This is a genomic window from Brevibacillus brevis (genome assembly GCF_022026395.1).
GTDB lineage: Bacteria > Bacillota > Bacilli > Brevibacillales > Brevibacillaceae > Brevibacillus.
On sequence record NZ_CP041767.1, the window covers coordinates 5,500,001 to 5,522,721 of the forward strand.

21 protein-coding genes (1 of these 21 cut by a window edge) are annotated in these 22,721 nt (G+C 49.4%); 1 reads left to right on the forward strand and 20 read right to left on the reverse strand.

What is annotated here, in order from left to right:
• The 14 genes from hisIE to uvrB all read right to left on the reverse strand — a co-directional run.
• Positions 1-336: the 5' portion of a bifunctional phosphoribosyl-AMP cyclohydrolase/phosphoribosyl-ATP diphosphatase HisIE gene (gene hisIE / locus FO446_RS25975; protein ID WP_221867399.1), read on the reverse strand. 309 nt of this gene lie to the left of the window's left edge; only the first 336 of its 645 coding nucleotides appear in the window; it begins with the start codon at positions 334-336; the stop codon falls past the left edge of the window.
• Positions 333-1,091: an imidazole glycerol phosphate synthase subunit HisF gene (gene hisF, locus FO446_RS25980; RefSeq protein WP_173612242.1), complete on the reverse strand. Its 759-nt coding sequence runs from the start codon at positions 1,089-1,091 to the stop codon at positions 333-335. The genes hisIE and hisF overlap by 4 nt, the downstream gene beginning before the upstream one ends.
• Positions 1,081-1,830 carry a 1-(5-phosphoribosyl)-5-[(5-phosphoribosylamino)methylideneamino]imidazole-4-carboxamide isomerase gene (gene hisA / locus FO446_RS25985; RefSeq protein ID WP_237899491.1) on the reverse strand — a complete coding sequence of 250 codons (750 nt, stop codon included), beginning with the start codon at positions 1,828-1,830 and terminating at the stop codon, positions 1,081-1,083. Before hisA ends, hisF begins: the two co-directional genes overlap by 11 nt.
• Complete coding sequence (hisH, locus tag FO446_RS25990) at positions 1,827-2,441, reverse strand: imidazole glycerol phosphate synthase subunit HisH (RefSeq protein ID WP_173612240.1); 615 nt, start codon at positions 2,439-2,441, stop codon at positions 1,827-1,829. Before hisH ends, hisA begins: the two co-directional genes overlap by 4 nt.
• 1 nt (position 2,442) lies before the next feature.
• Positions 2,443-3,042: an imidazoleglycerol-phosphate dehydratase HisB gene (gene hisB / locus FO446_RS25995; RefSeq protein WP_017252226.1), complete on the reverse strand. Its 600-nt coding sequence runs from the start codon at positions 3,040-3,042 to the stop codon at positions 2,443-2,445.
• The gene (gene hisD, locus FO446_RS26000; RefSeq protein WP_232774553.1) at positions 3,039-4,337 is read right to left on the reverse strand and encodes a histidinol dehydrogenase; all 1,299 of its coding nucleotides are present in this window, start codon (positions 4,335-4,337) and stop codon (positions 3,039-3,041) included. The genes hisB and hisD overlap by 4 nt, the downstream gene beginning before the upstream one ends.
• 19 nt (positions 4,338-4,356) lie before the next feature.
• A complete protein-coding gene (hisG, locus tag FO446_RS26005; protein WP_173612238.1) occupies positions 4,357-5,004 on the reverse strand; it encodes an ATP phosphoribosyltransferase in 648 nt (215 codons plus the stop codon).
• A gap of 3 nt (positions 5,005-5,007) precedes the next feature.
• A complete protein-coding gene (locus FO446_RS26010; protein WP_237899492.1) occupies positions 5,008-6,183 on the reverse strand; it encodes an ATP phosphoribosyltransferase regulatory subunit in 1,176 nt (391 codons plus the stop codon).
• 181 nt (positions 6,184-6,364) lie between these two features.
• Positions 6,365-6,871: an acyltransferase gene (locus FO446_RS26015; RefSeq protein WP_173612236.1), complete on the reverse strand. Its 507-nt coding sequence runs from the start codon at positions 6,869-6,871 to the stop codon at positions 6,365-6,367.
• A gap of 15 nt (positions 6,872-6,886) precedes the next feature.
• Positions 6,887-7,822: an HPr(Ser) kinase/phosphatase gene (gene hprK / locus FO446_RS26020; protein WP_106785335.1), complete on the reverse strand. Its 936-nt coding sequence runs from the start codon at positions 7,820-7,822 to the stop codon at positions 6,887-6,889.
• Positions 7,823-7,977: 155 nt separating this feature from the next.
• On the reverse strand, positions 7,978-8,346 hold the full coding sequence (locus FO446_RS26025) for a phage holin family protein (protein ID WP_173612235.1): 369 nt from the start codon (positions 8,344-8,346) through the stop codon (positions 7,978-7,980).
• 39 nt (positions 8,347-8,385) lie between these two features.
• On the reverse strand, positions 8,386-9,015 hold the full coding sequence (locus FO446_RS26030) for an HD domain-containing protein (RefSeq protein WP_173612234.1): 630 nt from the start codon (positions 9,013-9,015) through the stop codon (positions 8,386-8,388).
• Between the two features lie 66 nt (positions 9,016-9,081).
• Positions 9,082-11,949 carry an excinuclease ABC subunit UvrA gene (uvrA, locus tag FO446_RS26035; RefSeq protein WP_173612233.1) on the reverse strand — a complete coding sequence of 956 codons (2,868 nt, stop codon included), beginning with the start codon at positions 11,947-11,949 and terminating at the stop codon, positions 9,082-9,084.
• 15 nt (positions 11,950-11,964) lie between these two features.
• Positions 11,965-13,941: an excinuclease ABC subunit UvrB gene (uvrB, locus tag FO446_RS26040; RefSeq protein WP_173612232.1), complete on the reverse strand. Its 1,977-nt coding sequence runs from the start codon at positions 13,939-13,941 to the stop codon at positions 11,965-11,967.
• 180 nt (positions 13,942-14,121) lie between these two features.
• On the opposite strand from uvrB, the gene FO446_RS26045 reads away from it, so the two are divergent.
• Positions 14,122-15,054 carry a flagellar hook assembly protein FlgD gene (locus FO446_RS26045; RefSeq protein ID WP_173612231.1) on the forward strand — a complete coding sequence of 311 codons (933 nt, stop codon included), beginning with the start codon at positions 14,122-14,124 and terminating at the stop codon, positions 15,052-15,054.
• A gap of 63 nt (positions 15,055-15,117) precedes the next feature.
• On the opposite strand, the gene FO446_RS26050 is transcribed toward FO446_RS26045, so the two are convergent.
• The 6 genes from FO446_RS26050 to ftsE all read right to left on the reverse strand — a co-directional run bounded on the left by FO446_RS26050 (position 15,118) and on the right by ftsE (position 22,689).
• The gene (locus tag FO446_RS26050; RefSeq protein ID WP_173612230.1) at positions 15,118-16,827 is read right to left on the reverse strand and encodes a hypothetical protein; all 1,710 of its coding nucleotides are present in this window, start codon (positions 16,825-16,827) and stop codon (positions 15,118-15,120) included.
• 120 nt (positions 16,828-16,947) lie between these two features.
• On the reverse strand, positions 16,948-18,309 hold the full coding sequence (locus FO446_RS26055; RefSeq protein WP_173612229.1) for a PDZ domain-containing protein: 1,362 nt from the start codon (positions 18,307-18,309) through the stop codon (positions 16,948-16,950).
• A 15-nt stretch (positions 18,310-18,324) separates the two neighbouring features.
• Complete coding sequence (locus FO446_RS26060) at positions 18,325-19,794, reverse strand: S41 family peptidase (protein ID WP_173612228.1); 1,470 nt, start codon at positions 19,792-19,794, stop codon at positions 18,325-18,327.
• 92 nt (positions 19,795-19,886) lie between these two features.
• The gene (locus FO446_RS26065) at positions 19,887-21,089 is read right to left on the reverse strand and encodes a murein hydrolase activator EnvC family protein (RefSeq protein WP_237899493.1); all 1,203 of its coding nucleotides are present in this window, start codon (positions 21,087-21,089) and stop codon (positions 19,887-19,889) included.
• 27 nt (positions 21,090-21,116) lie between these two features.
• Positions 21,117-22,013 (reverse strand): permease-like cell division protein FtsX, encoded by an 897-nt coding sequence (gene ftsX / locus FO446_RS26070; RefSeq protein ID WP_047069723.1) that lies wholly within the window; start codon positions 22,011-22,013, stop codon positions 21,117-21,119.
• Entirely contained in the window at positions 22,003-22,689 is a 687-nt protein-coding gene (gene ftsE / locus FO446_RS26075; RefSeq protein ID WP_173612226.1) for a cell division ATP-binding protein FtsE, read from the reverse strand. Before ftsE ends, ftsX begins: the two co-directional genes overlap by 11 nt.
• Between the last annotated feature and the right edge of the window lie 32 nt (positions 22,690-22,721).

Sequence of the window (22,721 nt, forward strand, 5' to 3'; positions counted from 1 at the left end):
GGTGAGAACTTCCTGCGAGAAACAGCTGTATGCTCCCGTATGACAAGCAGGCCCATTCGGCTCGACCATCACGACCAGTGCATCTCCGTCGCAATCATACCGCATAGAGACGATCCGCTGTGTATGACCCGAGGTCTCACCCTTGTGCCACAACTGTTGTCGGGAACGACTCCAAAACCATGTTTCTTTGGTAGCCAATGACTTTTGTAGCGATTCTTCATTCATATAGGCAAGCGTCAAAACGGTCTTGCTTCCGGCATCCTGCACGATGACAGGAATCAAACCCTTTTCGTCAAAACGCAATTTATCTACTGCAAATGCTCCTGCTCCTGTCATGGTCGTACGACAACTCCTTTGGTTTGCAAATACTCCTTAACCGATTGAATCGACGTCTCGTCATAGTGAAAAATGGATGCGGCCAGCGCGGCGTCTGCCTTTCCTTGCGTCAGCACATCGTAAAAATGCTCCCTCGAGCCCGCTCCACCAGAAGCAATGACCGGAATTCCGACCGCTTCTGATACCCGCTTGGTCAATCCGAGTCCAAAGCCTTTCTTTTCTCCATCGTCGTCCATGCTGGTCAAAAGGATTTCGCCCGCTCCGAGCGCTTCTGCTTCCTGCGCCCAGCGGATGACGTCCTTCCCCGTCGCATTCCGTCCACCGTGGGTATACACTTCCCAGCGATCTTCCCCGACACTTCTTGCGTCTATCGCCACGACGATACATTGTGAGCCAAAGACCGTCGCTCCCTCACGGATTAATTCCGGACGCAAAACAGCCGCAGTATTCAACGAGATTTTGTCCGCACCTGCACGCAAAATCCTTTTCATATCGTCGACGCTGTTAATGCCGCCACCAACCGTGAAAGGAATCGTAATGTTTGCGGCTGTTTTTTCGATGACATCTACCATCGTCTTGCGCCCTTCGTGGGACGCAGAAATATCGAGAAAGATCAGCTCGTCTGCTCTCTCGTCGCTATACTTTTTTGCCAGTTCAACCGGGTCGCCTGCATCGCGCAGTCCCACGAACTGCACACCTTTTACTACCCGTCCGTCTTTTACATCGAGACACGGGATGATTCGTTTAGCCAGCATGCGATTCACGCCCCTCCATACGCTGGAGCGCTTCTTCCAATGTAAAAGCGTCCGTGTAGAGTGCTTTGCCAACAATGGCGCCAGAGACTCCGTCCGAAGCATGGGCAGCCAGCGTCAACAAGTCGTCCAGTTTGCTGACGCCTCCCGAGGCAATCACCGATTTTCCTGTAGCCATCGCCAAGGCTGCAATTTCTTCTACATTGGGTCCTGTCATCGTGCCATCACGGGCGATATCCGTATAAATAAACGTCTCGGCACCATACGTAACCAACCGTTTGGCAAGCTCTGTCGCTTGCACATCTGTCGTGGTCAACCAGCCTCTGGTAGCCACCAGGCCATTCCGACAGTCCAGACCAATCGCAATTTTGTCCCCATCGTTTTGAAGAATTCGCTTCGTAAAAGGCTCGTCTTCGATAGCAGCAGTCCCGACGATCACTCGCGCGACACCTGCTTCCAAATAGTCCGCAATCTGCTCTTCTGTTCGAATGCCTCCTCCAACCTGCACGGGTACAGGGATCGAGCGCGCTATCTCCTTGATGAGCGCTGCATTGGTAGGCTTGCCTTGCTTTGCCCCATCCAAATCTACGAGATGGACCCAGGACGCACCTTGCTCTACCCATCGTTTCGCCATCGCGAGCGGTGAATCAGCGTACACTGTCTCTTGACCGTAATCTCCTTGGAAAAGTCGAACACACTTGCCTCCGCGAATATCGATCGCCGGATAAACGATAAAGCTCATGTCAAAACCCCCTCACATTGAACGGCAAAATTACGTAGCAGCAGCATTCCTGTCTCTCCGCTCTTTTCCGGGTGAAACTGCATACCGTATACGTTGTCACGATTCACAATGGCTGTGACCTCCTGGTGATAGTCACTCGTCGCGAGCAAGACATCAGACTGGCACAAGACATGATACGAATGGACAAAATAGACGTAATCGCCATCCTGTACACCGTTTAGTAACGGTTGCTTTTGCTTTATTATCAATTGATTCCAGCCCATGTGCGGAACCTTGTAATCCCCGCGAAAACGAACGACCTCACCACCAAGTAATCCCAAGCCTGTATGCTCGCCATGCTCTGCACTTTTCTCAAATAAAAGCTGCATGCCGAGACAAATGCCCAAGATCGGGCGACCTGTTGCTGCGTATCCCTTGATCGCTTGCTCTAATCCAAGCTCACGTATGTTGACGATAGCATCCCCGAACGCCCCGACTCCCGGCAAAATCACTCCGCTATATTCTTGCAGACGCTCTGCTTGAGAGACGAATTCGTACGAATAGCCCAATCTTTCCAACGCCTTGCTCAGGCTGTACAGATTCCCCATGCCGTAATCGATGATGCCGATCATATTACAAAACCCCTTTTGTTGACGGGACCCCTTTTACACGCGGATCGATCGTCGTCGCTTCATCCAGTGCACGGCCCAGCGCTTTGAAAATCGCCTCGATCATGTGGTGCGTATTGTGACCGTAGTGCAGAATCACATGTAGATTGATCCGCGCCTCCAGTGCGAGCTTCCATAAAAACTCGTGCACCAGCTCCGTCGGAAACTGACCAACCATATTCGTAGGGTACGTAGCGCGATATTCCAGATGAGGACGGTTACTGATATCAATGACGACCTGCGCGAGTGCGTCATCCATCGGGACAAACGCATTTCCATAACGCTTGATGCCTTTTTTGTCTCCCAACGCTTCCCGTAGAGCATGCCCAAGACAAATCCCGATATCCTCCACCGTGTGGTGATAGTCGATTTCGATATCCCCCTTTGCCTTTACAGTCAGGTCAAAATGTCCATGGCGGGTAAACAGGTCAAGCATATGATCTAAAAATGGAACACCCGAGTTTTGCTTGCTCTCACCCGCGCCGTCTACACCAAAGGAAAGCGCGATCTGCGTCTCATTCGTATTGCGTTCGATCTGTGCTGCACGTTGTTTCCCTTCACTCATCTCTTTTCACTCTCCTGCTCTTCTGTCTCAAAATCTTGCAATCGCGCAAGGATCGCTCGACCGTGTCCAGACAATCCTTCCTGCTCTGCCAGCGCCACAATTTTATGTCCATTTTCCCGCAAATCTCGTTTGCTGTAGGAAACAACACTCGACTTCTTAATAAAATCATCGACGGATAATGGCGAGGAAAAACGCGCCGTTCCATTCGTAGGAATCACATGATTGGTTCCGGCAAAATAATCTCCGACTGGCTCTGAGCTGTATGGGCCGAGGAAAATTGCACCTGCATTTTCCACTTTTCCGAGACGCTCAAAAGGCTCGGCTATCATGATTTCCAAATGCTCGGGGGCGATGCGGTTGATTACGGCAAAACCTTCGTCCAAATCGTCGACGAGTAAAATAACACCGTAGTCGCGTATCGCCGTTTCTGCAATTGATTTGCGTGGAAGATCGGCAAGCTGTCGCTCGACTTCCTGTGATACCTGCTCCGCCAACGCTTGCGATGTCGTAACCAATATAGCGGCTGACATTGGATCATGCTCGGCTTGAGAAAGAAGGTCTGCCGCGACGTAACGCGGGTTGGCCGTCTCATCTGCGATCACCGCAATTTCACTGGGCCCTGCCACCATGTCGATACTGACCAATCCGAAAACTTCTCGCTTTGCCAGTGCCACGAAAATATTACCGGGACCAACGATTTTATCAACCGCTTTGATTTGCTCCGTCCCATAGGTCAATGCCGCAATCGCCTGCGCTCCGCCTACCTTGTATATCTCACTTACTCCTGCAATTTGAGCTGCAACGAGTATCGCCGGATTGATTTTCCCATCCGCTCCTGGAGGTGTTGTAATGACTACTTCAGGAACACCTGCAATTTTGGCAGGGATAGCATTCATCAAAACACTGGAAGGATAAGCTGCCGTTCCGCCTGGAACATACAGACCTACGCGCTGCAATGGACGTATTAGTTGGCCTAGCAATGTGCCACTTTCTTTGGTGGTAAACCAGGACTGACGCACTTGCCGCTCATGAAACGCCCGAATATTTTCGGCTGCTTCCGTCAATGCCGCCTTTACTTGTGGAGACACGAGCTCACTTGCTTCAGCAAACTCGCTCTCGCTCACACGGAAGTTTTGTAGTAGCACACGATCAAATCGCTCCGTGTAATAGCGCAGCGCTTCGTCTCCTTGCTGGCGAACCGAGGTGAGGATCGCCTTCACCGCTTCTTGCTGTTCTCTCGTTCCTGCATCTACTGATCGTTTCCCGTCATACTGACTGGCTGACATGATACGCATAGCTGTCTCCCCTTTTTCTCTAGTTCCCGTGAGGAATGACCTCTAAAAATTTTCCGGCGATCTCATCCACTGCTTCACTTTTCATCCGATAGCTGGCTCGATTAGCAATGAGCCTCGTCGTAATTTCACAAATGCTCTCCAGCTCGACCAAGCCATTTTCCCGCAATGTCCTACCTGTCGAAACAATATCCACAATACGATCAGCCAGCCCAATCATCGGTGCAAGCTCTACTGAACCATTCAGCTTGATTACCTCAACCTGCTGTCCACGCTCACGAAAATAACGTGACGCAATCTTCGGATATTTCGTCGCAACACGGGGAGCTTCCGTCGGCTTCCAGTCTGGCAGACCCGCTACCATCATGCGACAATAGCCGATATGCAAATCCAATAGCTCGTAAACATCTCGTTCTTCTTCCAATAAAACATCCTTGCCAACCACGCCAACGTCAGCCACCCCATACTCGACATAAGTAGGAACATCGGTAGGCTTCGCCATAATGAATTCAAGCTTGGCATTTTCCACAGGGATGATCAGTTTGCGTGAATCTTGTAGATCCGCAGTGACCTGCAAGCCAGCCTGTTGGAGGAAGTGGACAGCCTCTTCAAAAATCCGCCCTTTTGGCATGGCGATCGTCAGCTTTTGATCGTTTCTCGTGAGTGCCATCTCCTACTCCTCCTGTTGTGTTATGCAAATGACTTTGGTAAATCCCGCTTCTTGTCCAACCTGTTTCTCATCTATTTTGGAGACGAGACGTGTCACTACTACGAGCCCGTCCTCACGCAATTGCTGTGCCTCTGCCAAAGCGTCGCTGCGGCAATCTTCCGTGTAAACGAGCAAAACGCGCGCAGGTGCTTGCCTTTTTACGGAAGGAGTGACCTGAAGTAGCCGATCCATCTTGATCGCAAAGCCTGTGGCGGATGCAGCCCGCCCAAATTGGGAGAGCAATTGATCGTAGCGTCCTCCGCCCAATAGCGGGGAGCCCAAATCTGCCGCGTATCCTTCAAAAACGACCCCTGTATAGTAGTTCAAATTGATGATCAGATTGAAATCGATCAACAAATCTTCCGTCACCCCGTAGGCTTCTAACGATTCCCACAAGGAAGCAATCGTCTCGACTGCCCTCCCTGCTTTTCCGTTGCCTGCCAAATCACGGGCTACTTCGATTTTCCCTTTTCCCCCTTGCAGCCGCAGCAAGGCTTCCAATCGGCTTTTTGCCTCTGTCGGAATGTCTACTGTCGCAAGTAGTTGCCGGAAGCCAACGAAGTCCCGCTCGTACAAAAACTGGCGGAATTGATTGCGAATAGGCTCATCCTCAATCTCCTCCTCCAAAAGACCGTCTACGAAATCGACATGCCCAATGGCAATACGAAACGTTTCCACACCCGCTGCCCGCAAGCAAAAGACAGCAAGTGCAATGGCTTCCGCATCCGCATCGACAGACGCATCTCCGATCAGTTCAATCCCGGTTTGAGAAAACTCTGCATTCCGCCCCGCTTCCTTTTCTTGTGCCCGAAACACATTTGCCTGGTAATACAACCGTATTGGCAATGGAACATCTTTATAAAGGGAGGAAACAACCCTTGCAATTGGCGTTGTCATATCCGGACGCAGGACTACCGTGTGACCTTGTTTATCCAGGAGGCGAAACATCCGGTCTGTCAGTGTCGCACTTGCTGCTCCTACCGTATCGAAGTATTCCAGAGAGGGTGTGGAAATTTCGTCATAGCCCCACCTCTCGATACACTGCCGCAGCTCCCGCTCCAAGTGCCGTTGTTTCGCCAGCGATTCCGGCAGTATGTCCCGCATCCCGAGCGGCTTTTCGAATCCCAAGGGTTTTGCCATCCTTGTTCCCTCCATCACATTCGCTTTACTCTGCTAATATGGTAACAAACTAAAGTGTTATGAAGAAGATTACCACGTCGAGAATCTTAGGTCAACCAAGATAAGAATAGTCGGAAAATTTAACACAAAACAAAAAACCGCCAGGATAAACACCTGACGGCTGATCACAAGGGAAGAGACGCTACATGCCTTCTTCTTCCTCTGAAGCTTTCGTTCGAATGAGTTGCATGGGATTCCCACCTACAAAGGCGCCAGGCGGGACATCTTTATGAACAACCGTTCCCGCGGCGACAATGGCCCCTTTGCCAATCGTTACTCCCGGCAAAATGGTAGTGTTGGCCCCCACCAGGACAGCATCTTCAATAATCACTTCTCCCAAACGGTATTCATCAATTAAATATTCATGGGCAAGTATGGTCGTATTGTACCCGATCACGCAATTACGACCGATCTTGATTTTCTCGGGAAACATGATATCCATCATTACCATCAACGCAACCGCACTATGCTGTCCTACTTCCATACGCAAAAATGTGCGGTACATCCAGTTCTTCCACGAAACGATCGGCGTATACCTGGAGAGTTGGATGACAATAAAATTTTTCATGACTTTCCAGAAGCTTACCGTTCGATACATGTGCCAAAGCGGGTTTACCCCATTTACGGGATAACGTGTTGTCTTCCTCATATGCGTCTCTTTCTCCTACAAGTCAGAATCGGCATCTTCTAAAATGGCATTCGACTGTTTCCGTGTGAAGTGCATCGCTGCGTTGTAACCCATCCGTTTCAAACGGAAATTCATCGCTGCAACCTCAATGATGACTGCCAAATTTCGTCCTGGTCGAACAGGAACGGTAATAATCGGAATCTCGGTATCCATGATCTTCAATGTTTCCTCATCGAGCCCCAACCGCTCGTACATTTTATGAGGCTCCCACAGCTCTAGCTGAACAACCATCTCGATGTTTTTCACATTGCGCACAGCACCTGCCCCAAACATCGTCATAATGTTGATAATTCCCACACCGCGGATCTCCAAAAGATGCTGAATCAGCTCAGGGGCACTACCGCTTAGCTGCCCGCCCTGTGTCTGCTTAATCTCTACTGCGTCATCTGCTACGAGTCGGTGTCCGCGCTTTACTAGCTCAAGTGCAGCCTCACTCTTCCCGATCCCGCTCGATCCCATAATCAAAACGCCGACCCCGTAAATGTCTGTGAGTACCCCGTGTATCGTCGTCGTTGGTGCAAGACGATTCTCCAGGAAGTTGGTTACTTTCCCGACTAGCGTAGTCGTTGCTAGCGGGGACTGAAGTACAGGTACCCCCAACCGATTGGAAACGTCAATCATCTCCTCCGGCACCATTTGATTACGGGTCACACAGAAGCAGGGAACCTGACTTTGCATGAGAAAATTCATCCGTTCCAGCCGTTCCTCTGGAGTCAGCGTTTGAAAAAAGTTGATTTCCGTCAAGCCGAACAATTGAATCCGCTCTTGCGCATAATACGAATAGTAACCGGCTAACTGCAGGCCCGGACGACTCAAATCCGTAACAGTAATCTCACGCCCCAAGCCCTCTTCCCCGCTCAAGATCGTCATATTGAAATGGTCCACTAAATGGCTCACATTCGTCTTACGCATGAAGCTTCCCCCTCACATGGGATTTTCCGTCCCTATGGTTGTGTCTCTATTGTATCGAAACCTCTGTGCTTACGACAACCTAATAAGACCGAGCATCCTTATTAGGCAAAAACCCCGCGACTCGTTTGAGAGAATACGGGGCTTTTTCGCACATACTACCTCTTTTCTCTTTTCATCCCTACCACAACTTCAATGAGGTAGCCAAAAATACTCATCAGTGCTGCTGCCACGATGACAGTGCCAATGTTGTCAGGCCATGGCCCCACTTCAAATCCATCAATAAAGTAGGCAGTCAACGCAAACGTCACGGCATTAATGACAAACCAGAACAAGCCGATCGTCAATACTTGCAAGGGAAAAGTAAAAAACAGCAGAATCGGCCGAATCACTGTGTTCACCATCCCCAAAATCAACGTAGCCCATAATGCTACTGTGAAATTCGCGACATAAATGGAATGGAACCAATTGCTGATCAAAAGCAGCGCAGCCCCATTTAAAAGCATTTTGATTATCCAGCGGCTCATGGTGCATTCCCCCTGTACAGTCTAGCCTTCGCGCAACGATTAACGAATCCCCGTTACTTCCCATTCCCATTGCTCAAAAAACGTTGTCATGAATCGATGCCTGTCTTCGGCGATTTTCTGGGCAGTCTGGGTGAAAAGCTTGTCTTTGATGCGCTGCAGCTTCCAAGTGTATTCCTTATAAGGTGTATGCTGATTGGGGTCATCCGATTGTATGGGTTGCCCAATAACCCCAGTATAAGCAAAAACCCGAGCTACTCCAATAGCCCCAATCGAATCCAGCTTGTCTGCATCAAACAAGACCTTTTCTTCCAAGGTATGTGGAGGACGTTCTTTACGAAAACGATGGGCGAGAATTGCAGACTGTACACGCGAGATGAATGCTTCCGTCATACCGCGCTCGGAGAGCCATTCCCCTGCTAGTCTTGCGCTAATTTCGGCATGGCACTCTCCTGTTTGCCGTTCTTCTGCTCTCCCGATGTCATGCAGCAAAGCAGCGAGGCGCAGCACTTCCATATCCGCTCCTTCCTCGCTACCAATCCGCTCACACATCGCCATCACACGCAAATTATGCTGCCAATCATGTGCAGGATCTTGTCCATCAAAGCGCTTCTGTGCTTCTGCCACCAGATCGGCAGGCAGTGCGGCAAGAGAATCTTTCACGTAATCCATCTTTTCCTCCCCCTTTGCGTTCACCAAGCAAAGATGCCCCCCTGATTCAGGGAGGCAGCCTCTCGATTACTTCGCAACGAATTGTTCTAGCTTGGCATTCGTCCGTTCTCTATCGCGTTCCAAAATCGGCTTCAAATAGATACCCGTATAAGAGCCTTCCATTTTTGCCACTTCTTCCGGTGTTCCCGTACCGACAATTTCTCCGCCACGGGTACCACCCTCAGGTCCCAAATCTACGATGTAATCAACCGTTTTGATGACATCCAGATTATGCTCGATGACCAGCACTGTATCGCCGTTATCCACCAATCGTTGCAGTACTTTCAGCAAACGATCGATATCGTCTGTATGCAGACCGGTTGTCGGTTCATCCAAGATGTACAGGGTACGTCCTGTGCTGCGTCGATATAGCTCAGAGGCTAGCTTGACGCGTTGTGCTTCCCCGCCAGAGAGCGTGGTAGCAGGCTGCCCAAGCTTCATATATCCCAGCCCCACGTCTACGATGGTCTGCAGCTTGCGCTCGATCTTCGGCAGATTGCGGAAAAATTCTACCCCATCCTCGATCGTCATTTCCAAAACATCTGCAATGCTCTTGCCTTTGTACTTCACATCAAGCGTCTCGCGGTTGTAACGCTTGCCGTGGCAAACTTCGCAAGGCACATACACATCCGGCAAAAAGTGCATCTCGATTTTAATAATCCCGTCACCGCTGCATGCTTCACAACGGCCGCCCTTGACGTTAAAGCTGAAGCGACCTTTTTTATAGCCGCGCACTTTAGCTTCATTAGTGGAAGCAAACAGGTCGCGAATATCGTCAAAGACACCTGTATATGTCGCCGGATTGGAACGTGGTGTACGTCCAATTGGAGATTGGTCGATGTCGATCACCTTATCGAGATGCTCCAGTCCCAGGATGCGGCGATGCTCCCCAGGCTTCACCTTTGCCTTATTCAAATCGCGAGCCAATGTCTTTTGCAAAATTTCATTGATCAGCGTACTTTTTCCTGAGCCAGATACACCTGTTACGGCAACAAAAACGCCTAGAGGAAGCTTCGCAGTGACGTTTTTCAGGTTGTTTTCCTTCGCGCCCTCAATCTTGATCCATTTGTCCGAAGGCTTGCGACGCTCCATCGGAACAGGGATGAATTTGCGCCCGCTTAAATAGGCACCCGTCAAAGAGTTAGGGTCCTTCATGACTTCTTCCGGAGTTCCTGCCGCTACGATCTGACCGCCATGTATGCCAGCTCCTGGTCCAATATCAATAATATAATCGCAGGCCATCATCGTATCCTCGTCATGCTCGACGACGATCAATGTATTCCCCAGCTTGGTCATATGCTCCAGCGTCTTGATCAGACGCGCGTTATCACGCTGATGCAGTCCGATACTCGGCTCATCCAAAATGTAGAGAACGCCCATCAGACTAGAACCGATCTGCGTAGCCAGTCGAATCCGCTGCGCTTCTCCCCCGGACAGTGTTCCCGCCGCACGGCTCAGCGTCAAGTAATCCAGTCCGACATCAATCAAGAAGTTCAGTCGTGCCTTGATTTCTTTTACGATCAGGTTCGCGATCTTTGTTTCCCGCTCTGTCAGTTCCAGTCCATCGACAAATTGATGCGCATCGAGAATCGACAGCGTAGTCAGCTCGGAAATACTGCGCTCCCCTACCTTTACCGCCAAGCTCTCCTGACGCAAACGTTGACCTTTGCAGACAGGGCACGCCTTCTGGCTCATGAAGCCTTCGATTTGCTCGCGGATGTAATCCGAGCTGGTCTCCAGATGACGTCGTTGCAGGTTGATGACGACACCCTCGAACGGTACGACCGCCTCGCGCACTTGCCCAAACTCGTTCTCATAGCGGAAGTGAATTTTTTCGCCTTCACTACCGTACATCAAGATTTGTCGGTGCGCTGCAGTAAGCTCTTCATAAGGTACATCCATCCGAATGTTAAAGTGGCGGCAAGCTGATTCCAATAATTGTTGATAGTAAGTCGAAGTCTTCGGCTCCCATGCGCCAATCGCCCCGTCATTGAGCGTCTTCGTCGCATCAGGAACGACCATATCCGGGTCTACCTCCAGTTTGACACCCAATCCGTCGCACTCCGAGCAGGCACCAAACGGGCTGTTGAAGGAGAAAATCCGCGGCTCCAGCTCTCCGATGGAGAATCCGCACACCGGGCAAGCATGTTTTTCACTGAACAGCAGCTCTTCTTGCTCCATCACATCGACGATGACCTTGCCATCTGCTAAGCGAAGTGCCGTTTCCAAGGAGTCTGCCAGACGCGCCTGCACATCCGGCTTCACAACGATCCGGTCAACGACAACCTCAATGTTATGCTTCTTGTTCTTTTCCAGCTTGATATCTTCCGACAAATCGGTAATTTCACCATTGACCCGCACGCGGACAAAGCCTTGCTTGCGGATGTCCTCCAACAGCTTGACGTGCTCTCCCTTGCGACCTTGCACCATGGGAGCTAGAATCTGCATTTTCGTGCGCTCAGGATACTCCATCAGTCGATCGACCATTTGTTCGATGGTCTGGGATTGGATCTCGATACCATGCTCCGGGCAAACCGCTCTACCTACACGCGCATACAAAAGGCGCAAATAGTCGTAGATTTCCGTAACCGTCCCTACCGTGGAACGAGGGTTGCGGCTCGTCGTTTTCTGGTCAATCGAGATCGCAGGGGAAAGTCCCTCAATCGAGTCCACGTCCGGCTTGTCCATCTGCCCAAGAAATTGACGGGCGTATGCAGACAGAGACTCGACATAGCGTCGTTGCCCCTCTGCGTAAATTGTGTCAAAAGCAAGCGAGGACTTACCCGAGCCAGACAAACCCGTCAGAACGACGAATTTGTCCCTCGGAATGACTACATCAACATTTTTTAAATTGTGGGCACGTGCACCCTTTACGACAATATGTTCTAATGGCATGAAAAAAACCTCTCCTTAGAGTTCCGCCTTCAGCTCGAGAATCAAATCACGCAATTCGGCCGCACGCTCGAACATGAGGTTGCGTGCCGCTTCCTTCATTTCTTCTTCCATACGCTCTATGACAGCTACGCGATCCTTCTTCGGCATTTTTTTGAAGTCTGCATGTGGCAAATAATCCGCTTTTTCCTCCGCTACCTTGGTCGCCTCGATCACGTCGCGGACGGACTTTTTCACGGTTTGCGGCGTGATGCCGTGCTCTTCATTGTACGCCATCTGAATGGAACGACGACGTTCTGTCTCTCGAATCGCAGAAGCCATCGAATCTGTCATTTTGTCCGCGTACATGATAACGCGTCCCTCTGCGTTCCGCGCAGCCCGACCGATCGTCTGAATCAGCGAGCGCTCATTGCGCAGGAACCCTTCCTTGTCTGCATCCAAAATCGCCACAAGCGATACCTCCGGCAGGTCTAGACCTTCCCGCAAGAGGTTGATCCCGACAAGCACGTCAAACTCGCCTAAACGCAACGAACGTAAAATCTGCATCCGCTCAATCGTTTTAATATCCGAGTGAAGATAGCGGACCTTGATTCCGATTTCTTTCAGATAGTCCGTCAAATCCTCAGACATTTTCTTCGTCAGAGTCGTGACGAGAACTCGCTCATTTTTTGCAATCGTAGCCTGAATCTCGCCAATCAAATCGTCAATCTGTCCTTTGATCGGACGTACCGTAACTGTTGGGTCAATCAAGCCTGTCGGACGAATCACCTGCTGCACCATTTCCGGGCTGTGCTCCAGCTCATAAGGACCAGGCGTAGCTGAAATGTAAATCGCTTGTTTCAGCTTTCCTTCAAACTCTTCGAACTTGAGTGGGCGGTTATCGCGTGCAGAAGGCAGACGGAATCCGTGATCGACGAGTACATCCTTTCGTGCGCGGTCACCGTTATACATCCCCCGAACCTGCGGCAAGGTCATATGCGACTCATCCATCATGACGATAAAATCTTCTGGGAAGTAATCCAGCAAGGTATACGGAGCATGCCCGGCAGGAAGTCCCGTCAGATGACGTGAGTAGTTTTCAATACCGGAGCAAAAGCCCATCTCCATCATCATCTCAATATCGTACCGTGTGCGTTGCTCCAGTCGCTGTGCTTCCAGAAGCTTGCCCGCATCACGGAATTCTTTCAGTCTTTCTTCCAGTTCGGCCTCGATGCTTTGGATAGCCAGCTTCATTTTCTCCTCGCGCGTCACGTAGTGAGAGGCAGGGAAAATGGCAATGTGATCACGCTGTCCCAAAATCTCCCCGGTCAGTACGTCAATCGAAGTAATCCGCTCAATTTCATCTCCGAAAAACTCTACGCGAATCGCCTGCTCACTCTGTGAAGCAGGAAAAATCTCCACCACGTCACCCCGCACGCGGAACGTACCACGTGTAAAGTTGATATCGTTGCGTGTGTACTGGATATCGACCAGCCGATGCAAAATCTCGTCCCGTCCTTTTTCCATGCCAACACGCAAAGACAAGAGCAGTTCGCGATACTCTTCCGGCGAACCCAATCCGTAAATGCAGGAGACGGAGGCAACGATGATCACGTCTCGGCGTTCAAACAGCGCACTGGTAGCCGAGTGACGGAGCTTGTCGATCTCCTCGTTGATGCTCGAGTCTTTTTCAATAAACGTATCCGATTGGGGAATGTATGCTTCGGGTTGATAGTAATCGTAGTAGCTGACGAAGTATTCCACCGCGTTGTTCGGGAAAAACTCCTTAAACTCTGCACACAGCTGAGCGGCCAGAGTTTTGTTGTGAGCCATCACGAGTGTCGGCCTGTTCACCTGAGCAATTACCTGGGCAGCCGTATAAGTCTTTCCCGTTCCCGTCGCACCCAGCAATGTCTGGTGTCGCTTGCCAGCCTTTAACCCTGCCACCAGCTCGGCAATGGCAGTCGGCTGGTCACCGGACGGTTGAAACTCCGATACCAATTCAAAACGCTCCATTCCCTCGTTCATCTCCTCATAGCATGACTGTTTCTACTTCCATTATAACACAATTCCGGCTAGTTTAAGCCCAAAATTCGAACAAACGTTTGTCTTCATCTTTCCACCAATTTTTCCGATATAAGATGAAGGAAGCACAAACATACGCAGATACACTCGCCACCTTCAGGGAGGATTGACATGTCAGATACCGGAACAACCGTCAAAAATAACCCTTATATACAACCGCATATGAGCTATAAAGGCAAAAAAGAATTCTCCACAGAGCTCGACCAAAATGCCTTTATGAAGCTCATGCTGGAGCAGTTAAAGCATCAAGACCCTATGTCCCCCATGGACAACTCTCAGTTCATCCAACAAACAAGTATGCTGACCATGGTAGAAAAAATCACAAAAATGACCACGCTGATGGAGCAATCGAACAACAGCATGGTCACTTTGGAAAAGTATGAAAAGCTGGTAGGTCGTACTGCCTCGTATTCCCTTACTACAAAAGACGAGATGACGGGAGAAACCAAGACGGAGAAGAAAGAAGGCGTACTTGATGCCGTCTACATGGATCAAGGCAAAATCTACTTCCGTATTGCAGGCGAATCGACGCCGATTCCGCTGGCAGACGTCTCCGGATTGGAATCGCAAGGTCTGGCCGGCAATACGCTCGACAACAGCGTGAAGTACATGGAAATGATCGGTCGTGAGATTTCCTATAAAGTAACAAAGGAAGTCGACCGGGATGGCAATCCAGATACCAAAAACGACATTTCCAAAGTTGATGAAATCTTGAATGGCGTCATCACTGGTTTTACCACCAAAAACGGTACCGCACAATTCCAACTGGATAATGGATCAACCGTAAAAGCTGAAGAAATCGTAGGCATGACGGTGAAACCTGAAAACAGAACAATGGGCAACTCCCTTGCCTACGCGCAAATGATCGGCTACAACATCACGTACAACCAGTCTCAAACGAATCCGGATGGCACCACTAGCACTACTCCTCTTACCGGAGTAGTTAAGGCTGTCAGCATGAAAAACGGAGTCGTCGAATTCGTCCTCCAGGATGATAAGAAAGTTGCTCTCAATCAAATCACAGGATTCGAAGCAACTGCCTAGAACCTATACAAAAAGCCGCACATCTTCGAAATCGGAGAAGGCGGCTTTTTCTTTTACAAATACCTATTCGTTTACGATCACTTTTCCGGTTATCGCATCCACATAAAACGTATCATCTACTTTAAATTCTCCCCCGCAGAAGCAATGCGAGCGAGTTTGGCGAAACGAAAGGTCATAGCCGAGCTTCCATGTAATCGTGCCTTTCTTATAATCTGGCTGGTGGATATAGGTCAGCTCAAGTGGATAGGTTTGCAGTAATCGGGTCATGGCCACTTGTTCTTTAAGGGCTTGGGAACGGGCCGGGTATTTGACACTGGCCGGTTTGTTTATGCTCACCTGCTCCCATGTACCCGTCCATGAATCGATCTGAATCGTATACATCCCGTTCTCCACACTTTGATTGACCCCATAAACTGGAATGCCGTTTACAAGGGGATCAGCTATGATCGAGGTGTACCTTTCATCTCCATCCTCCGTTATTTGGATCTGATTGCTTCCAGACGGAGCCAGTCTTTTCAAAAGCTTATCCGCTTCCATCCGATCCCGCTTCTTATCCGTTTTCACATTAGACCATTGTGGATTGTTCACCTTTGTGGAAAATTCAAGCAGTTCACCAGTCTTTGCATCTGTCACGAGTAGATGATGCTGCTCGCCGTTATTGCTTCCCTCAGGAAAGGTAGCCATTCGAGATATCTTGTCAGCATCGGGAACCCCTTCACCAAAATTTCCCCATATGAAATAACGAAGGGCTGGACCATCATCGTAACTCGCCTCGTAGATGGACAGCGGCAGCTTTTCTGTTTCGATTCTAAACAACATGCGTAACAAATCACGCGCTTGCGTCTCTGTTTGCGCTACCCACCTCTCACCTGTTCCGGTCACATTGATGATCTGAGAGGGGTTGGTTGTCGCTCGGGAATTCGTTGTGACCAATCGTTTGCCACTAAAGGCATCCAATGCACTACCTGTATGTTGTTGCGTGATAATTCCATTTTTCAGGACATAAGCGAGCTTTGCTTCTACCTGATCGCTTTGATTATGAATGGGCAATAAATAAACGAGCTCCAATGGACGGCTTTCTTGCCACTTTCGAACAGCTTGTTCGGGGGAGATGATGCGCTGCGGAGATGGGAGTGAAGAGGGACTTACTTTTTCGTATAGCCTGCCATCAAACGTAGAAAACCAAACGATTCTTCCCGAGGCATCAAAACTGACGAGACAATCATAATCGTCATCGAGCACCACATTATTCAGGACTCGCACCAACCGAACCGTCAATAGGTCCTTATTTTTAAAAACCTCTCTTGCTTGGTAAGCATTTCCTGTGGCAGTTCCCTGCAATCCAGCGACAAAAGCCAGCGCACGTGCTTTTGCCTGCTGCTCAGTCGGGTAGGCAGGCTTTGTTGCTGCTTTCGGGGTAAGATTCAGTCTGAGCAGCTCACCTGTTTGTCCGTCAAAAATCGCATCATCCATGGACGATTCAGCCTCAGCCGCAGACAGCGCAAACGTGACCGCCACCCCGCTCACACCAGGTCCATCCACATCGCCACCGTAAACGACATAACGCGAAGACAACTCCGGTAAAAGTTTGACTAGCTTTTGGACACCTTTGGTCACATGCATCGGCACAGCCACAACTGATTGTGCCTGTGCTACGGTCACAGAAGTCGTTGCGCCAGCTCCTGATAAGGGTGCGGCAAAAACCGTGGCAGCAGCTAATGTACCCGACAAATACCACGAGACCGTTCTTTTTACCTTGAACACCGACCCCACTCCCTTTTTTTTCCTCCTACATTGAGACGCAACAGCCACCAGTAAGTTTCCGAATGGACAAGCTTTTCTCGAAAAAAAGAAGGTATGCATGTTTGTCTGCATACCTTCTCCCCACTATCCTTAAGCTCCAACATTCAGTTTCTCCAGCTTTTGCTTGATCAGCTCGACTACACTGGAGCGTTTCAAATCAACAAATGCACGGGTATTTGCATCCGGAACCACAATGATCCCCAGTTGGTGATGATTGCCCGCATAGACCGCACACTGTACGAACTTCAGCTCACCTTCACGCGTGAGTACTTCCATTTTGCAAAAGGCAGGATTGGCTTGTAGCGCTGGATACAGATCTTCTTTTTCCCGCACCGCAATGCCATTTACTTTCACGATAATCTCACCAGGCGTGATACCGATCTCCTCTGCTCTCGTACCCGGAATGACACCCATCACTTTTACACCACGCGAAGACTGGATGAAATAAGGCGAACGCTTTCTTTCTTGATACTGACTCCAGAAAAACAGCGCCTCATGACCGAATAGTGCAAAGATCGCAGCCAGCAAGATCAACGGATAAAACCATACTACCAGAGCACACAACCCCAACAAAATAATCGCATACAGCGTCAAATTTTTCGCAACCTGCGTTGCTTTTCTATACGGAGTCATCGTTTGCGTCATGTCAGAGAATCCGGTCACTGTTGGCAAAAGCATCAATCCGAAAGAAGCGACTTCCGGTGAAAAGAACGGCCACCCTGGATACAACGCGCCACTGATAGCACTTGGCTCCATCTGTACGAACAGCACGACTGGCGTCAGCCAAAAAGAATGAAGCAAATAGGCACCCACGATCCGACCACGTTGCCCTTCTACAAACAGCGGAGAAGCATCCCGCCCGCCATTCCAGCGTACGAGCATCGCTTCAATCAGATGCATAACCGCAACTAACGCAAGCAACGGCAAAGGTTTCGCTTGATGAATCAATTCCCAGACATAGCTCAATCCAGGAACATCCGTAACCGGTGGAATGACCAGTGTGATCGCGTGTAAAATCGCCAATACCCCTGCAGCATATGCAAAACAGAGAAACCGTAAACGAATCAGCGCCAAGATGAGCGCCAATCCCCATAGTATCCACAAATCCTGTGCTTGCACGACCACGCCGAGTCCTGCACTAAGAAGAGAAATCAGCAAGCCTCCCACCAAGCCCATCCCTACAGCCCGTATCGTCGAGAGCAAAGGGGACTGAATGCGTGCAGAAAAAAGCTGTCTTTCCAGGTTCATCTGTCTGCGATAATGCAAATAAATAAACACCAGAAAGAGATAGAAGACAGGATTGATAAAAAATGCGGCAAAGCCATATGCAATGGTAAGCATATCTGCCTGTATCGCCAATTGCCTCACCTCAACTAAAAGAAAGAAAAACCACGGCATTTGATTTGCCGTGGTTATCATTTCTACGGATAGAAGGTATTTACCTGCTTCCATTTTCTTGATTATTCATTACTTGCCCGTGACTACATCCAGAGCTTTTTGCAATTGCAGGTCATTCTCTGGCTTCGTCATCGTTTTACGGAGACTTTCTTCCAGCGAAGAGCGTGTCTTCGCATCTACTTTGCCAGTTACCTCAAGTTTGTTGGAGGTTTGGAACTGCTTGATTGCTTCCTCTGTCTTTTCATCAAAATAGCCATCTTCTCGTCCTGGAGACAGATTCAAGCCCTTCAGGATGAGCTGCAGGTTTTTCACATCAGTACCAGCCATGTCGCGCTGCAATACTTTATCTGCTGGCAACAGAGTTGCATTGAAATAGTCTGGTTGCTTGACTTCAAAGTCTGGCTTAATGCCTTTTTTATGGACCCATTCACCACTCGGTGTGACCCACTTGGCAATCGTCAGCTTCAATTGGCTCTTGTCGTTCATTTCCATAGTGCTCTGAACGGTTCCTTTACCAAAGGTCTTCTCACCAACCAGCTTGTAGTTTCCGCTATCCCGCAGAGCACCCGCCAGAATCTCCGATGCACTGGCGCTTCCGCCATTAATCAGTACCGAGATTGGATAAGGCTTGCCAGCTTCTGTAGTCGAGAAATACTCCTCTTTTTGCTGTCCGCCATTTCCATACTCGATCTGCACGATCTTGCCTTTTTTCGGCACGAGGATTTCTCCGATTTCTTTCACAGCTAACAAATATCCGCCCGGATTGCCTCGAACGTCAATTACCAGACCGCCAATCCCCTTCTGCTCGAGAGCAGCCAGCTGTTCTTTGAAGTGCTTAGCTGTGTCTGTAGAGAATTGGGTAATGTTGATCATCCCTACTTTAACACCGTTCTTCTCGATAATCTGACTGTTTACCGTCTCAATCGGGATATCGTCACGCACACACACGATGGTAAGAGGCTCTGGCACCCCGGCTCTCACTACTTTGAGAACCGCCTTCGTTCCTTTTGGACCACGAATCTTCGTCACTGCCTGATGCAGGTCCAATCCTTCAAGGGATTCATCATTTACGCTCAAAATTTGGTCGTTTGGCCGCAGCCCTGCACGCTCCGCTGGAGAGTTTTTGAATGGCGAAACAACCGTTACCCGACCATTTTGCATCGTTACCTCTGTCCCGATCCCTTGGAAAGTCGAGTGTAGGGTAGATGTGAACTCCTCAGCAGAACGAGGGTCCATATAATCACTGTACGGATCTTCTAGCGACCCGACCATTCCGCCAATTGCACCCTCTACTAACTGCTCGTTGGTGACATTTTGGATGTAATCTTTCTTGATTGCTGAAAACGCCTCGTACAGCTTCTGGAACTCTTTCGGATAATCTCCGCTCCCAGAAAACAGCGCCATGCTGGATGCTGTTAAAGCACCACCTTGACTCGAACTGGCGCTAGCCGATGTCTTCATGATCGCCATCGTAATAAAACTACTGGCTACCATCGAGATGAGTACAAGCGCGATTACGGTACGTCCTTTCCATCTCACTGTTACGTCACCATCCTTTGTGCTACCGGAAAAAGATATGCTGCTAGTGTATGCATGTTCCGATCACAATATTTGTCTGGTCGCACGAGGGTCTACTTCAAGTACGGCATTGGATTAACTGCTACGTCGTTTTTATAGACGGTAAAGTGTACGTGATTTCCGGTTGAGCGACCTGTTGATCCTACCTCTGCGATCTTTTGACCTCTCGATACGGATTGCCCAACAGAAACCTTGATACCTCCCTCGCGAATATGACCGTACAGAGTGGTATATTCCGCGTTATGCTTGATCATTACTGTATTCCCGAAGCCGCCGTTATATCCTGCAAAGAGAACGATTCCGTCAGCCGCAGCCAAAATTGGCGTTCCCTTCCGTGCTGCCATATCTACACCATTATGCCCAGCCGAGCGGCCTGTAAACGGGTCTGACCGCATTCCGAAGCCTGAAGTGAAGCGGAATTGCCCACTTGCGATAGGCAAACCAAACTTTCCACCCTTGTAGCCTGTACTGGATGCGCTCAGCGCACGTACTCGCTCCGCGTATTTGGCTGACTCTTGTTTGGTGATAGTCAAAAGCTCCTGTCCATACTGCTCCAAATCCACTTCAAGAGCAGATTCTTTCTTTTCCAGTTCAGCCTTGACCACCATACTTTGCTTGTACTGCTTGTCCAATTCGACTTTGAGCTCCTCAGCCTCATCGAACATCCCGGCGTACACAGTCAGTTGATGATCAATTTCTTTCTTTTTAGTCTCGATGGTTTCCTTATCGCGAATGTTATCCTCTAAAATACGCGTGTCCTGCTCTAAAATAAGCTGCAAGGCCTGCATACGCGTCAAAAAGTCCCCAAAGTCAGAGGAACCGAGAAGGACATCCAAATAGGAGACCGTACCGCGTTCATACATGGAAGTCACACGTGTTCTGAGCAAGGCATCCCTTTTCGCTACGCGATCTTTTGCCTCATCCAGTTTATCCTGCGCGTTTGCTGCTTTTTCCTTGGTTTCATCCATTTGCTGCTCAAGCTTGTCCAGCTTTTTCTGTGTATCGTTGCGACGCAAATCGATTTGCATCAATTGCGTTTCCAAGCCCTTTTTCTCTTTTTGCACGACATTGATCTGTTCTTCTGTCTTCTTCATCTGCTGCTGCTGGCTTTTCTTCTTCTTTTGGATCTCTTTTAGCTCTCGATTAATCTTGTCCAAAGAGGCCTTACTAGGCGCTGCCAAGCTCACATTTGTCGGGAGCACAGTACCGACTACAAGCCCAGTGATTACGAGTGCTAGCAGGATTCTCTTTCTCATGATACTCCTCCCACGCTCTTCAAATTATTAAACTCGCAAGAAGCGACGTACGGACACCAAGCTTCCCCAAATCCCGATGAATGCACCAATCGCCAGCAAAGCCAACGCCACTTGATACACGAGCGGGAATAGCGGCAACAGTTTAAACAGTTGGGAAGCTTCAAAACTGGAGTGAATGGCATCCAGGAGGTAGTAATAGCCAACCATTAGCATAATGGTCGGAATCAATGCCCCTGCCACACCCATCATGAGCCCTTCCACAAAGAATGGCCAACGGATAAACCAGTTCGTGGCACCAACGAGCTTCATGATTTCAATCTCTCTGCGACGTGCCACAATTGTCAGCTTAATCGTGTTGGCAATCAAGAACATCGCTGTAAAACCAAGTCCAATAATAAAGGCAATCCCGACATTACGGACTGCTCCTGTCAAGGAAAACAGCTTTTCCACAGTGCCTTCCCCATAGGTTAGGCTTTTGACATACTGGATATTTTTAATTTGAGCGGCAACAGCAGCAGTGTCTTGCGGTTGCTTCGTTTTTACGGTAAACGCATCCGGAAGAGGGTTGCTTTCCTCCAATCCTTCGAACAAATACGCTTTTTCACCAAGGCTCTCTTTAAATTGCTTCAGCCCTTCGTCTTTCGGAACAAATGAAACAGACTCTACTTGCGGAAGTTTCTTGATGTTGTTCTCAACCTGTGTGATGTTTTCTTTTGTCGCCAGCAAGTCCATGAAGACCCGAATTTCTACTTGCTTTTCCACGGACTGCGCAAAGTAATTGACGTTCATCGCCAGAATGAGGAAAACGCCCAAGATAAAGAGGGTAATGGTCACGGCACTAATTGAAGCGAACGACATCCAGCCGTTCCGCCCGAGGTTTTTGACCCCTTCACGGACATGGCGCCCCAGCGTCCTAATCTTCATAACCATATTCCCCTCTCTGCTCATCACGGGCAATTTGGCCTGCTTCGATCGCAACCACCCGTTTTCTCATGGTGTTTACAATTTCCCTATTGTGGGTAGCCATAACGACTGTCGTTCCACGTTGATTAATTTCTTCAAACAGCTTCATGATTTCCCAAGAGGTCTCTGGGTCCAGGTTCCCCGTCGGTTCGTCCGCGATTATAATTCCCGGACTATTCACCAATGCGCGCGCCAAGGCAACACGTTGCTGCTCACCACCGGACAGCTCGTTTGGCAGCATTTTGGCTTTATGCTTGAGCTTTACGAGACCCAAAACATCCATCACGCGCGGCTTGATTTGTTTCGGATTGCTCTCGATTACTTCCATCGCAAATGCGACGTTTTCGAAAACGGTTAACGTCGGCAGCAGCTTGAAGTCTTGAAACACGACACCGATACTGCGACGGACTAATGGAATTTGGCGCTCTTTGATTCTGCTGACATTGAAGCCACCCAAAAAGATTTGTCCTTTCGTCGGCTTCTCTTCACGGTACATCAATTTGATAAACGTAGATTTACCCGCACCACTGGGGCCTACTACGTACACAAATTCACCTTTCTCAATCCGAATGTTGATACCTTTCAAAGCATTCGTTCCATTCGGGTATGTTTTCCATACATCGAACATTTCGATCAAGCCAATCACATCCTACTTCGTCAGATCCTTGT